The 13,813-nt window shown below is 37.7% G+C and carries 10 protein-coding genes; 1 reads left to right on the top strand and 9 read right to left on the bottom strand.

The window, feature by feature from the left end:
* Positions 1-68: 68 nt before the first annotated feature.
* Complete coding sequence (gene abc-f, locus RBB48_RS06455; protein WP_088064795.1) at positions 69-1,703, top strand: ribosomal protection-like ABC-F family protein; 1,635 nt, start codon at positions 69-71, stop codon at positions 1,701-1,703.
* Positions 1,704-1,818: 115 nt separating this feature from the next.
* On the opposite strand, the gene RBB48_RS06460 is transcribed toward abc-f, so the two are convergent.
* The 9 genes from RBB48_RS06460 to secA all read right to left on the bottom strand — a co-directional run bounded on the left by RBB48_RS06460 (position 1,819) and on the right by secA (position 13,540).
* The gene (locus tag RBB48_RS06460; protein WP_000637523.1) at positions 1,819-2,130 is read right to left on the bottom strand and encodes a heavy metal-binding domain-containing protein; all 312 of its coding nucleotides are present in this window, start codon (positions 2,128-2,130) and stop codon (positions 1,819-1,821) included.
* A gap of 65 nt (positions 2,131-2,195) precedes the next feature.
* Positions 2,196-3,911, bottom strand: coding sequence for an ABC transporter ATP-binding protein (locus RBB48_RS06465; protein ID WP_088064796.1), 1,716 nt, complete (start codon positions 3,909-3,911; stop codon positions 2,196-2,198).
* 227 nt (positions 3,912-4,138) lie between these two features.
* A complete protein-coding gene (locus RBB48_RS06470; protein WP_306007466.1) occupies positions 4,139-5,341 on the bottom strand; it encodes a PDZ domain-containing protein in 1,203 nt (400 codons plus the stop codon).
* Between the two features lie 242 nt (positions 5,342-5,583).
* Positions 5,584-7,020: a S41 family peptidase gene (locus RBB48_RS06475; RefSeq protein ID WP_000830301.1), complete on the bottom strand. Its 1,437-nt coding sequence runs from the start codon at positions 7,018-7,020 to the stop codon at positions 5,584-5,586.
* Between the two features lie 118 nt (positions 7,021-7,138).
* The gene (gene ftsX / locus RBB48_RS06480; RefSeq protein WP_087983949.1) at positions 7,139-8,032 is read right to left on the bottom strand and encodes a permease-like cell division protein FtsX; all 894 of its coding nucleotides are present in this window, start codon (positions 8,030-8,032) and stop codon (positions 7,139-7,141) included.
* Positions 8,022-8,708 carry a cell division ATP-binding protein FtsE gene (gene ftsE, locus RBB48_RS06485; protein WP_000594325.1) on the bottom strand — a complete coding sequence of 229 codons (687 nt, stop codon included), beginning with the start codon at positions 8,706-8,708 and terminating at the stop codon, positions 8,022-8,024. Before ftsE ends, ftsX begins: the two co-directional genes overlap by 11 nt.
* 319 nt (positions 8,709-9,027) lie before the next feature.
* On the bottom strand, positions 9,028-9,351 hold the full coding sequence (gene cccB, locus RBB48_RS06490) for a cytochrome c551 (protein WP_000727965.1): 324 nt from the start codon (positions 9,349-9,351) through the stop codon (positions 9,028-9,030).
* A gap of 438 nt (positions 9,352-9,789) precedes the next feature.
* Positions 9,790-10,888, bottom strand: a protein-coding gene (gene prfB, locus RBB48_RS06495) for a peptide chain release factor 2 (protein WP_096001656.1) whose coding sequence is annotated in 2 segments (ribosomal slippage) — positions 9,790-10,815 and positions 10,817-10,888 — 1,098 coding nt in all. Because the reading frame shifts where the segments join, the coding sequence is not laid out codon by codon here.
* A 144-nt stretch (positions 10,889-11,032) separates the two neighbouring features.
* Positions 11,033-13,540: a preprotein translocase subunit SecA gene (gene secA, locus RBB48_RS06500; RefSeq protein WP_048542521.1), complete on the bottom strand. Its 2,508-nt coding sequence runs from the start codon at positions 13,538-13,540 to the stop codon at positions 11,033-11,035.
* Positions 13,541-13,813 lie beyond the last annotated feature (273 nt).

Consider the following 13,813-nt stretch of genomic DNA (forward strand, 5'->3'; position numbering starts at 1 on the left):
TTTATGTACGATTTTTTACATGCAAGGGCGACGTTTATCCTCTCTAGTGAAACTAGGGAGGGTTTTTTATGACTATTTTATTCGCACGCAATATTGAAAAGAGCTTTGGTGATCGCACACTATTTACGTTACCGTCACTGGAAATTCAAGCACAGGATCGCATAGGAATTGTCGGAGTCAACGGAGCTGGTAAATCTACGTTATTACAAATATTAAGTAAAGAAATAGAAGCTGACAAAGGCATAGTAACTCATCATAGTTCTATCAGCATCATTCCTCAACTTAGCGAGGAACTACCGGAAACCACTTCTGCTCTCGCAAAAGGAAAATGGAGTATTTCAAACGTTACAGATGCAATGAGCGGTGGTGAACGAATGCGGCTAAAGATTGCTCATGCTCTCGAACAAGATGCAGGAATTTTATTTGCTGATGAACCAACAAGCCACTTAGATATGGTTGGTACAGAGCAATTAGAAAAGGCACTTTTATCTTATAAAGGGTCACTTGTTTTAATATCGCATGATCGTGAATTTCTAGATAATATATGTACAAAAATTATTGAAATTGAAGACGGGACGATTCAAGAGTATAAAGGAAACTATTCCAACTATCGAAAGCAAAAAGAACGTGAACGAACACAAAAACAAGCAGAATATGATCAATATATACAAGAAAAAAATCGTTTAGAGCAATCAATTTCACAAAAAAAGCAACGTGCTTCTAATATGACAAAAATCCCAACTCGATTCAGTTCATCTGAATCTAAACTTTATAAGTTAAGCGGGGCTCATGGCCAAGAACAGGTTAGCAAAGCAGCGAAAGCATTAGAAACACGTCTCGAAAAACTAGAAAAGAAAGAAAAGCCAAAGGAACTTTCTCAGACTCAGTTTGACGTGCAATACCATACACCCATTCATAGTAAAGTGGCAGTACAGTTCAATAAAGCAACAAAGAAAATAGGCGACCGCACACTATTTAAAAATATGAATGGAACCATTGCCCCTGGTGCAAAACTTGCTATTTTAGGTGCAAACGGAAGCGGCAAAACAACTTTGTTCAACATGCTTCTCGCAAACGAGCGTGGCATTCAGCTTTCGAAAAGTTGTAAAATTGGATACTTTGAACAAACACTATCAATTTTAAAAACAGATAAAACCATTTTAGAGAACGTTCTAGAAGAAACCAACTATACAGAAGCATTCGTTCGAACAATACTCGCACGGCTTTTATTCCGCCGTGAAGATGTTCATAAACCTGTACATGTCTTAAGTGGCGGCGAACGAATGAAGGTCGCACTCGCAAAAGTATTTTTAGGAAACTATAATATGCTTCTGCTCGATGAACCGACAAACTATTTAGACTTAGCGACGCAAGAAGAATTAGAAATCATGTTACAAGAATATCCTGGCACAATACTTTTCATTAGCCATGACCGTGCCTTTATTCGCTCTGTTGCAGACCATATTCTACAAGTAGATGAGAGTGAACCAAGAATATTCCACGGTAATTACGAGCAATACACAAAAAGAACCACCGGGGATTCTGTAAACGTAACTGAACAAGAATTATTACGATTACAAACAAAATTAACAGAAATTATCGGCCGAATTTCCATGCCAAATCATCACGATGATATCCCATCTCTCGAACAAGAATACGAAACATTATTAGTTCAAATCCAGAAATGTAAAGAAGCGCTCTAATGTCTTCCCTATATATCGACAGGGCCTTCCGCATTTCCCAAGAAATATTGGAACTTCGACATAGAATAGCATTAATAAAAGTGAAAAAGCCGTGCATCAGCACGGCTTTTTCACTTTAAATACGGACAGCAGTTCCGCTCACTGCAACCATTAGCATTCCTTCGCGAACTACTTCGTAATCCACGTCGATACCAACAATTGCATTCGCATTTTTTTGTCTTGCGAAAGTTTTCATCTCTTCCATTGCAATGTCGCGCGCTTCTTTTAATTTACTTTCATAAGCGCCCGCACGACCGCCGACAACGTCACGGACAGAGGCGAAAAGGTCACGAACGATATTCGCGCCCATAATCGCTTCTCCATTGACGATATCGATATACTCAATAATTTCTTTTCCTTGAATTGTAGACGTTGTTGTTACAATCATGCTTCATAGCCTCCCATATAAGATTTTCACTTACTTATGGTGCACTAATTCAGCAGAAATTATATTTACGAACTGAACTGTGCTTCGTATAACCTGCTGTATCCTCCGCCTTGTTCAATTAATTCATCATGTGAACCTTGTTCTGCAATACCATCTTTATTTACAACGACGATACGATCTGCATTTTTAATCGTTGCAAGTCTGTGAGCAATAACTAATGTTGTACGGCCCACAGATAGTTCAGCAAGTGATTTTTGAATCGCCAGTTCCGTCTCTGTATCTAATGCGGAAGTCGCTTCATCTAATATTAAAATTGGCGGGTTTTTCAAGAACATACGAGCAATCGCTAGACGCTGCTTCTGTCCACCAGAAAGTTTCACCCCACGCTCACCGATAACGGTATCTAAACCGTCTGGTTGTGAGTAAATTAAGTCTTCTAACTGCGCACGTTTTACTGCCTGCCAAATTTCAGCTTCTGACGCCTTTAAGTTTCCGTAAGCGATATTTTCACGAATTGTTCCTGAGAATAAGAACACATCTTGCTGCACAATTCCAATTTGCTTACGAAGTGAAGATAACGTCATATCTTTCGTATCAATACCATCAATTTGAATCGATCCAGACGATTGTTCATAAAAACGTGGTAATAGACTACATAACGTCGTTTTTCCAGCTCCTGATGGTCCTACGAAAGCAACTGTTTCACCTGCATGTATTTTCAAATTAATATCATTTAAAATCGGTTCTTTATTTTCATATCCGAATGTAATGTTGCTATATTGAATATCACCATGTACATGTTTAACTTCCATCGCATCTTTAGAGTCTACAATATCTGGCTCTGTTTCAAGAAGCTCTACATATCTCTTAAAACCAGCGATCCCTTTCGGATAGCTTTCGATTACCGCATTAATTTTTTCAATTGGGCGGAAGAAAATATTCGTTAATAGAACGAATCCGATAAATCCACCGTACGTTAATTCACCTTGCAGAACAAACCATGTACCGCATATTAAGACGAAGAGCGTTACGAGACGCATGAGCATATAACTAATCGATGAATTTAACGCCATAATTTTATACGCCATTAATTTCGTTGTACGGAAACGAGCATTGTTTACAGCAAATTGCTCTTTCTCAAACTTTTCATTTCCGAATGCTTGTACAACACGGATACCGCCAACGTTGTTCTCAATACATGCATTGAAATCAGCAACGTCTGAGAATAAACGTCTAAACGTACCTGTCATTTTTTTATTGAAGTAAAGTGCCAACCACAATAGGAATGGAATAACGAAGAACGTTAATAACGCTAACTTCCAGTTGATCATCATCATAAATGAGAATGCCCCAACTAAAGTCATAACAGCGATAAATAAATCTTCTGGCCCATGGTGAGCAATTTCCCCAATTTCCATTAAGTCGTTTGTAAGACGTGAAATTAAATGACCTGTTTTATTATTGTCAAAAAATCTGAATGATAGCTTTTGAATGTGATCAAATAATTTCTGTCTCATATCCGTTTCAATGTTAACACCAAGCATATGTCCCCAATATGTAACGACATATTGTAAGCCTGCATTTAATATATACACTGCAAGTAAACCGAAACAAGCCCATAAAATAAGCGTCCAGTTTTGTCCTGGCAATAACTTATCAATAAATTGATTTACGATAAGCGGGAAGCCAAGTTCTAGTAACCCTGCGACAACTGCGCAAGAAAAGTCGAGTATAAATAAACCTTTATACGGTTTATAGTAAGAAAAAAATTTACGTAGCATATCTTACCTCCATTTTCCAAAATTAAAAAGACTCACTAAATGATAACCATTATCAAATAATTATTCAAGTTATCCGTCTATGAAACTAAAAAGAATGTTTGCGATGGTTGTCGTTTTTTCCATAAATTCGATATATTTGAATAATCACCGATATAAATTTCATTTACTACTAATCCCGCCCCCACAACCAAAAAGGGTATCACCACAAGGTGATACCCTTTCCTCTATTACATCGCTTCCGAATCCCACTCATGCTCCTGCTGAACAAACACAATTCCTAATTCGTGATGTCCTCCGGCGTATAATGCCGTTTGGGCAAGGCGAAGCTCTCCATTTGTATCTAATACTTCTAATTTACAAAATGCTCCTGTCGTCTTCGTTTGAAGCGCATCATAAAATTCCTCAGCGCTTCTTGGAATGACTCCATTTACTTTCGTAATCACTTCTCCAGGCAGTAAATTCAGCTCCGCCCCAATTGTATTCGGGATTGTATCTAATACAACAAGTCCATCATTACGTGCAGCGAAATACGCCGGTCTCGTCTCATCGGCAATTTTTTCTTGCATGGAAATTGTGAAACGCCCAAGCATTGCGACTCCCATTGCGATAATGGCAAGTACGTGCCACCAATAACTTGCGATTCCTAAAACAAGTACAATTCCTGCTAATCCGTAGACACGCCTTCCTGTAAATAATAAAGCTTCCGTTGGCTCATAACTTCTAATCTTTCTCATAAATCCAATTAAAAATGGAACGAGGAATAGAGAATAGGTATGTGAACCGATTGAAACGACAGGCCACCATGAAATAAACTGCGTTACTGCATCACCTGGTACAAGAATAAAAATAGGAACGATCCATAAACGCTTTGATTCGTGTAAACCAATCTTTAGCCCACGCTTACCCTTCCTAATCCTCGGCGTAGAATATCCTACTGCATTTTTAGAAATCAACAAGCCCTCTACAACGAGCATGACACCTAGTAAAATAGCAAGAGATACAATCGTACTCTCTTCCCCTTCTCCAAGCTGTAAGAAGGAAACTGGTAGCTTAGAAGATACTAGAACGCATACAATTGCGATACTAAATGTATAAGCTGCTGATAAATATCGATACATAGCAGTTAATCCAAATAATAACGTCCAAAGTAAGATGACCCATAAGCTCGCTTTGGAAACGACAAGGCCAAGTCCAATTGTAAGAATAGATACGATTAATCCGTATCCAACTCCCGCAAATAGAGATGTTCGCAGTTCAAACCAAATATCATAAACTTTAAAGGAAAAATCCTTTCGTTCTCGTAACATACGTAAGTATCCAACGAAGATACTACTTATTAAAAATACATAGACAGCAGGGTGTAAGAAAAAACGTCCAACTGCCCGCATTATTTCAAAAATCCATGCCTCCACGAACTCATTCACCACCATTTATATCATTCTTTCTTTTTATATTATCATAACTGGACAAACGTTTGTTTAACACAAAAAAATACAGGCAGCAAACTGCCTGTATTTCTTTTTATTTCGCTTTAATGGGCAGTAAGACCCCCACCTCAAAATTCAGCGAAAGCAAAGAATTTAGGTGGGGGATCCACTGCCCATAAAAGTCCGATTGGTTCAACTAATAATTAGTGGGGATGAAGAAAACCCCCACTGATTAAAGTTTCACTTTATTTCACTATTAATTTTAATGCGGACTGTAATTGTAGATCATTTTCTCCAGAACGGATTTTTTCAATAATTTTAGTTTGAATCGCCTCAGCTGTCTTTTTATCAAGCTGTCCCGTCGCTTCCATCTCATTCGCATTTTGGAATGCTTTCAGCGCTGATTCTGTCTCTTTACTAAAGTATCCATCTTCACGCCCTGGTACATATCCTAAACTCTTAAGCATTTCTTGCGCGTGTTTTACTTGCACATCATTTGAATTGTATGAAAGTGTCTTTTCAATTTGAATTGGTGTCGCATGATAATAATCTGGTTGCTTCACTTCTACTGTTGGCGCGATTCCTTTTTTATGAATCCAGTTTCCATCCGGTGTTAACCATTTAAACATCGTTAATTTAATGTTGCTGCCATCTTTAAATGGAACGGCTTGCTGAACAGTACCTTTACCAAACGTTTTTTCACCAATTAAATCGTATCCTTCTCCCTCTTTTAGCGCACCCGCTAAAATCTCTGAAGCAGAAGCACTTCCGTTATCAATTAATACTGAAATTGGATATGGCTTTTTCTCTTTCAGTTCCGTAGAGAATTTCTTTTTCTCACCATTTCGTTGCTCTACTTGTAGCATCGGCTTTTTATCCGTCATAATTTCCCCTAGTATCTCTTCTACACTATTTAAGTAGCCACCAGGATTACCACGCACGTCAATAACTAAGCCTTTTATGTTTTTCTTCTCTAACTCTTTTAACTGATCCTTAAATTCTTTCGCTGTATTTTCAGCAAAAGAAGTGATTTGCATATAACCGATATCTTTTCCGCTCTCTTGTTTCACAGAACTAAACACCGTGAAGATTGGAATTTTTTCACGCTTAATTTTAAATACAATCGGATCAGCTACTCCTGCACGCTTAATTTCAATCGCGACAGTCGTTCCTTTTTTACCACGAATCTTTAATACTGCTTCTTCACGTGATAAATCTTTCACACTATTTCCATCTACAGATAAAATTTGGTCATTCGGTTTAATTCCAATCTTTTCTGCCGGTGAGCCTTTAATTGGAGATACGATAATGAGCTTACCGTCCGTTTTGTTCACCTCAGCCCCGATCCCCTCTAGCTCAGGATCAAGTGATTCACTAAACTGTTTAGCCGTTTCTTTATCCATATACGTGGAATAAGGGTCCTTCAGCGTAGACAACATGCCTTGTATTGCACCTTCGACTAACTTGTCATCCTTCACGTCTTCCACATAACGTGAATCAATTAGTGCATACGCCTCATTAATTTTTGCCAAATTCCCTTGTGAGGTGCTAGCGTTTCCACTCGAAATTGTTTGCGTTACTTCTGCTGGGTTAACCCCAAATAAAGACATACCTGCAAACATTCCGCCAGCACCAATTAAAAATGCAACAACCATTCCAATAATTGCAACTCTACGTTTCAATGCGGAATTCCCCTTTCCAAAACACACAGGTGGTGTAGCAAAAGGCATCACACAGTGTGTGATGCCTTTACCTATTTCTACTATATGATAAGCTTGTACGAATTATGTTTGCAACTTTTTATACTTTTAAGAAGCGACGAATTGACATTACACTTCCCCACATACCGATTAAAGCCCCGATTAACACTAGTAAACCAGCTAATTGGAATACGAAAGGACTGTATGGTAGAAGTTCGAAAATTGTTCCGCCAAGTTTTTCGTTAAACACACTTTGTAGTGAATTATACGTAGCTAGAATTAAGCCAATTGGAATAATTGATCCTAATACTCCTAGGAATAATCCCTCTAATAAGAACGGCCAACGAATAAACCAGTTTGTTGCACCTACCAGTTTCATAATTTCGATTTCTGTACTACGAGCATAAATTGTAATTTTAATTGTATTAGAGATTAAGAACATCGCTGTGAATAAAAGACCTGCAATTAACGCAATCCCGATATTACGTCCTGTTTTTACAGTATCAAATAATTTTTCAACTTGACCTTTACCGTATTGAACATTACTTACAAACTGCATTTTCTCAATCTTTTTCGCGATTGTCGCTGTATCTGTTGGTTCTTTTGCTTTTACAATGAATACGTTTTTAAGTGGGTTATCTTGTTCAAATAACTCAAACGTTTTTCCGCTATCACCTAAGCTTTTAATTAAGCGTTTTAGCTCTTCTTCTTTAGAAGAATATTTAATAGATTCTACTTTTGCAATCTTACTCATATCATCTTCTAATTTCTTTTGATCAGCTTCTTTTGCTGCTGGATCAATGTGTACACGAATTTCTACATCTTGCTCTACTTTCGTCGCAAAATGGTTCATATTCATTATCGCTGTTAAAAAGACACCTACAAGTAATAATGTAACTGTTACTGCACTAACAGAAGCAAATGTCATCCATCCGTTACGTGATAGATTCTTTACACCTTCTCGCAAATGTCGACTAAGGGTCTTAGCCTTCATATCCGTATCCTCCCTCAATCTCATCTCGAACAATTTTTCCGCCTTCAATCGCGATTACACGATGACGAATTGTATTTACGATATCTGAGTTATGTGTCGCCATAACAATCGTTGTACCACGCTCGTTAATACGCGTAAAAATCTTCATAATATCAAGAGCTGTTTCAATATCTAAGTTACCTGTTGGCTCATCGGCAATTACAACCTTCGGTCTATTAACAATTGCTCTCGCAATCGCAACACGTTGCTGCTCTCCGCCCGAAAGTTCACTTGGTAGTGCGTCTGCACGATCCTCAAGACCTACAAGACCTAAAACTTCTGTTACACGCTCACGAATGGCTTCTTTTTCTTCTTCAATTACTTCTAAAGCAAACGCAACATTCTCATATACCGTTAACTTAGGTAGTAATTTAAAATCTTGGAAAATTACGCCTAATTGACGACGGAAATATGGAACATCTCTTTCTGCTAATGTTTCAATAACAAGTCCATTTACATTAATTGATCCTGTAGATGGCTTCTCTTCACGATACATCATTTTAATAAATGTAGATTTCCCGGCTCCACTCGGTCCAACTACGTATACAAACTCACCTTGTTTAATGTTAACTGTGAGACCAGCAATGGCTTTCATACCATTCGGGTACTCCTTATAAACATTCGTCATTTTTATCATTATTTATCACCCAATACTTAATGATTTTTTTCGAAATACTTTTCTGTACATCTGAAAATAAAAGATAACCTTTTATTCTCGCTTAACCACTCTTGTTGAAGGTAGCTTCCATTCATGCTTTTTATTAGCAGCGCTACTCTATGTAATATATTTCAGCAAAATTCTACAAACCTCATTGTAACATCAAACGGTTTCCAGTTCGGATACATTTTTGTTACAGTTATGTTACATCAAAAAAAAAGGAAACGAGTCGTCATAGTTCTTACCCAAAATCATTTTGGGATAAGATTATATAACCAACCCGTCCAGTTCACCCTTTTTATTTATGTTCAGCTAACCACTCAGCTACTTTTTTCGCATCCTCACCTTGAATAATTCCTGGTGACATGGAACCGCGACCTTTTTCAATAATCTTTTCAATCTCTGCTGCATCATATTTCTGTCCCACTTTTCGTAAATCCGGTCCAGTTGCTCCCGATAAATCTTTCGCGTGACAGCCTATACAACTTTTTTGGTAAATTTGCTCTGCGCTATCTGTGCTTGCAGATTGTTTCGAAGGCTTACTCTCTTCTTTATTTCCACATGCTCCTAAAGCAAAAACGACTGATGTTCCTAACGCAATAGCCAACAATTTCTTTTTCACTTCTATCGCTCCCCATTGTTGATATTCTTTTCATTCCTAACACACTCATTTTCATTATAAGCATTATCTTTATATAGAAAAACTAAGGTATATTTCATATTTTTCAAAAATACAGTAAAAACCCTGATAATATAAAGCTTTCATAAGTTGTTTCAATTCTGTGAACAACATAAAAACTTCTATAAAGAATTCTTGTTGAACAGAAAATCAGAAAAGTTCTGTTCAAGTCTTACTCTATTGCCGCTCTGTTTTACTATTCTCTACTTTTTACAATACAATATACAACATTGTATGCTACATATAATCTCATCAAAAAGAGAAGTTGTCGTTTCCAACTTCTCTTCCTCTTTACTTCATCTATAGAAATAAAATCAAATTCTTTATATCCTCGATTATCCTCAGCATACGCCGACAACTTTGTTGGCTTTTTTTCGCTTATTAGATGCGAGAACGTAAGTAAGCATCAATAAATGGATCAATTTCTCCATCCATAACTGCTTGCACGTTACCAACCTCTGTATTTGTACGGTGGTCTTTCACAAGAGAATACGGGTGGAATACGTAAGAACGAATTTGGCTACCCCATCCGATTTCTTTTTGTTCACCGCGAATTTCATCTAACTCCGCTTGTTGCTCTTCTAATTTCTTTTGGTATAATTTCGCTTTTAACATTTTCATCGCGTGCTCACGGTTTTTAATTTGTGAACGCTCTGACTGACATGTTACAACTGTGTTTGTTGGTGTATGTGTAATACGAACTGCTGAGTCTGTCGTATTAATATGCTGTCCACCTGCACCACTTGCACGGTACGTATCAACTTTTAAGTCTTCTGAACGTATTTCGATTTCAACTTCATCATTGAACTCAGGTACGACTTCACAAGATACGAACGATGTATGACGACGGCCTGAAGAATCGAATGGCGAGATACGTACAAGACGATGTACACCTTTCTCTGCCTTTAAATAACCGTAAGCGTTATGACCTTTAATTAATAAAGTAACACTCTTAATACCAGCTTCATCACCTGGTAAGTAGTCAACCGTTTCTACTTTAAACCCACGTTTTTCAGCCCAACGTGTGTACATACGTAATAACATAGAACCCCAGTCTTGTGACTCTGTTCCACCAGCACCTGGGTGTAATTCTAAAATAGCGTTATTTTTATCATAAGGATCGCTTAGTAGTAGCTGAAGCTCATACTCATTCATTTCTTGAATTAAGCCTTTCACTTCTGATTCAAGCTCCTCATGTAAATCTTCATCATACTCTTCTTTTAAAAGCTCATGCGTGATTTCTAAATTTTCGAAGGTCTCATCTAACTGACGGAACTTTCCAACCATCTCTTTCAGTGCATTAGCTTCGTTAATTACAGCTTGTGCGCCTTGTTGGTCATCCCAAAATCCTGCACCCATCATTGTCTCTTCTAACTCTGCAATTTGTTTCTCCTTAGTAGGAAGGTCAAAGAGACCCCCTAAAAGCCGCTAATCTCTTAGCCATTTTCTCTAATTCTTGTCTAATTTCTACTAATTCCATTTCCTTCACCTCTATGTAATTGCTGTTACTTTCTTATGAGAACAAGGGAAACTCTCTCCACTTATGACGGAGAGAGTTTAAACTTTCTTAATTATACATTTTTGATGTAAAATTTTGCAAAGCAATCTGGGCTACCGCCCTGTATTACTTCCCGATACCACAGCAGTTTTTATATTTTTTACCGCTACCACATTTACATAAATCGTTGCGGCCTACTTGGTCACCTTTTACAACTGGTTTTTTCTTCGCTTCTTCGCCATCGCTAGATGGATGAACAGCTTCACCTTGAACAACTTCTTGACGCTCTAAGTTTTGTTCAATTTCAGCTTTCATAATGTAACGAGAAATTTCCTCTTCAATAGAAGCAATCATTGACTCGAACATTGCGAATCCTTCCATTTGATACTCACGAAGTGGATCAATTTGACCGTAAGCACGTAAATGAATACCTTCACGAAGGTGATCCATCGCATCAATATGCTCTGTCCATTTCGTATCTACTACACGGAATACAACAACTTTTTCGAACTCACGCATTTGCTCTTCTGGCAGAAGCTTTTCTTTGTCGTTGTAACGCTCTATTAATTTCGCGATAATTGGCTCGCTCATTTCCTCTGGAGCAAGACGACGTAACTCTTCTTCTTTTATATCGCCTTCTTGCAGAAGGTTGGCATTTAAGTAGTCAACAAGACCTTTAATGTTCCAATCTTCTTCAATTTCCTCTTGTGTATGAAGCGCAACAGCACGTTCTACTGTAGATTTCATCATACCTTCAATAATACTGCGTAAATTCTCAGAATCCATTACTTCTTGACGCTGTTTGTAAATAACTTCACGTTGCTGACGAAGTACATCATCGTACTGCAGTAACTGCTTACGTGCATCATAGTTATTTCCTTCTACACGTTTTTGTGCAGATTCTACCGCACGAGAAACCATTTTACTTTCAATCGGCTGTGAATCATCCATACCAAGACGATCCATCATCGCTTTCATATTGTCAGAACCGAATCGGCGCATTAGTTCATCTTCCATAGACAAGTAGAACTGCGTTACACCAGGGTCCCCTTGACGACCAGCACGACCACGTAACTGATTATCAATACGACGGCTTTCGTGACGCTCTGTACCGATAACTGCTAGACCAACGTTTTTAATATCGTCTCCAAGCTTAATATCCGTACCACGACCAGCCATATTCGTCGCAATCGTTACAGCACCTTTCATACCAGCTTCTGCAATGATATCTGCTTCACGCGCATGGTTTTTCGCGTTTAAAATGTTATGGCGTACACCTTTACGTGTTAACATTTTTGAAATAAGCTCTGATGTTTCAATTGCAACTGTACCGACAAGAATAGGTTGCCCTTGTTTATGACGATTTACAATATCCTCAACAACTGCATTGAATTTGCCTTCCATTGATTTGAAGATTAAATCAGCACGGTCATCACGAATAATATCTTTGTTCGTTGGAATTACGATAACATTCATATTGTAAATACTACGGAATTCTTCTTCTTCCGTTTTCGCTGTACCAGTCATACCAGATAACTTTTCATACATACGGAAATAGTTCTGGAACGTAATTGTTGCGAGTGTCATACTTTCATTTTGAATTTCTACGCCTTCTTTTGCTTCAATAGCTTGGTGCAAACCTTCGCTATAACGACGACCTTTCATAAGACGACCAGTGAATTGGTCTACAATTACGATTTCGCCTTCTTGTACAACATAATCTGTATCAAGATGCATAACAACGTGTGCACGAAGCGCCTGATTAATATGGTGAAGAAGTGCGACATGTTTTAAATCGAATAAGTTTTCAATATGGAAAGCTTTCTCTGCTTTCGTAATACCATCTTCAGTTAACATTACATTTTTCGTTTTCACATCAAATGAATACTCTTTTTCATTTTCTAATGTACGAACGAATGCATTTGCAAACATGTATAGCTCTGTTGATTTTTGAGCTTGTCCCGAAATAATAAGCGGCGTACGTGCTTCATCGACTAAAATAGAATCGACTTCATCGATAATAGCAAAATGAAGTGGACGCTGAACGCACTGTTCTCTATATAAAACCATGTTGTCACGTAAGTAATCGAATCCAAGCTCATTATTTGTGCTATACGTAATATCAGCAGCATAAGCCTCTTGTTTCTCTTCGCGTGACATGCTGTTTAAGTTAATTCCTACTGTTAAGCCTAGGAACTCATGAAGTTGTCCCATTTCGCTCGCATCACGTTGTGCTAAGTATTCATTGACTGTAACAACGTGAACACCTTTTCCTGTTAAAGCATTTAAATATACAGGTAATGTAGATGTTAATGTTTTACCTTCACCCGTTTTCATCTCAGAGATATTCCCTTCATGTAAGGCAATACCACCCATTAACTGCACGCCATACGGACGCATTCCAAGAACACGAGTCGCAGCTTCGCGAACAACTGCAAAAGCTTCAGGAAGTAGATCATCTACTGTCTCACCTTTTGTTAGACGTTCTTTAAATTCAAGCGTCTTTCCTTTTAATTGTTCATCTGTTAGTGGCTTAATAGATGATTCTAATGCATCAATTTGCTCAACTGTCTTCTGCATACGTTTAATTTGGCGTTGATTTACATCAAATACCTTTTTTAAAATACCGATCATAGGAAATACGCTCCTCTTTTTTATTAAAATAAAACTTCCGATTGTTTTTTCTTTTTCTATTACAATCAGTCGTTATAAAAATCAAATGTATGTTATACCAATTTTTCTCCTAATTAAAAAAACTAAAATGTATATACCTAATGATAATTGTAACACTTGTCTTATAACTATGACAACAATCGGCCGAATGTCTCGTTCTAAATTAAGAAAACTTTTAAAAGAAATCTATTTTCAGCAAAAAAAGCGCAGCCATTTCGGCTGCGCTTTTGAATT

The sequence above is a fragment of the Bacillus sp. MMSF_3353 genome (genome assembly GCF_030733445.1).
GTDB classification, from domain to species: domain Bacteria; phylum Bacillota; class Bacilli; order Bacillales; family Bacillaceae_G; genus Bacillus_A; species Bacillus_A wiedmannii.

Coding starts and splice junctions, on each gene's coding strand:
- secA (WP_048542521.1), bottom strand. CDS start 13,540: ATGATCGGTATTTTAAAAAAGGTATTTGATGTAAATCAACGCCAAATT.
- ftsX (WP_087983949.1), bottom strand. CDS start 8,032: ATGAAGGCTAAGACCCTTAGTCGACATTTGCGAGAAGGTGTAAAGAAT.
- RBB48_RS06460 (WP_000637523.1), bottom strand. CDS start 2,130: ATGATTGTAACAACAACGTCTACAATTCAAGGAAAAGAAATTATTGAG.
- abc-f (WP_088064795.1), top strand. CDS start 69: ATGACTATTTTATTCGCACGCAATATTGAAAAGAGCTTTGGTGATCGC.
- RBB48_RS06470 (WP_306007466.1), bottom strand. CDS start 5,341: ATGGTGGTGAATGAGTTCGTGGAGGCATGGATTTTTGAAATAATGCGG.
- ftsE (WP_000594325.1), bottom strand. CDS start 8,708: ATGATAAAAATGACGAATGTTTATAAGGAGTACCCGAATGGTATGAAA.
- RBB48_RS06465 (WP_088064796.1), bottom strand. CDS start 3,911: ATGCTACGTAAATTTTTTTCTTACTATAAACCGTATAAAGGTTTATTT.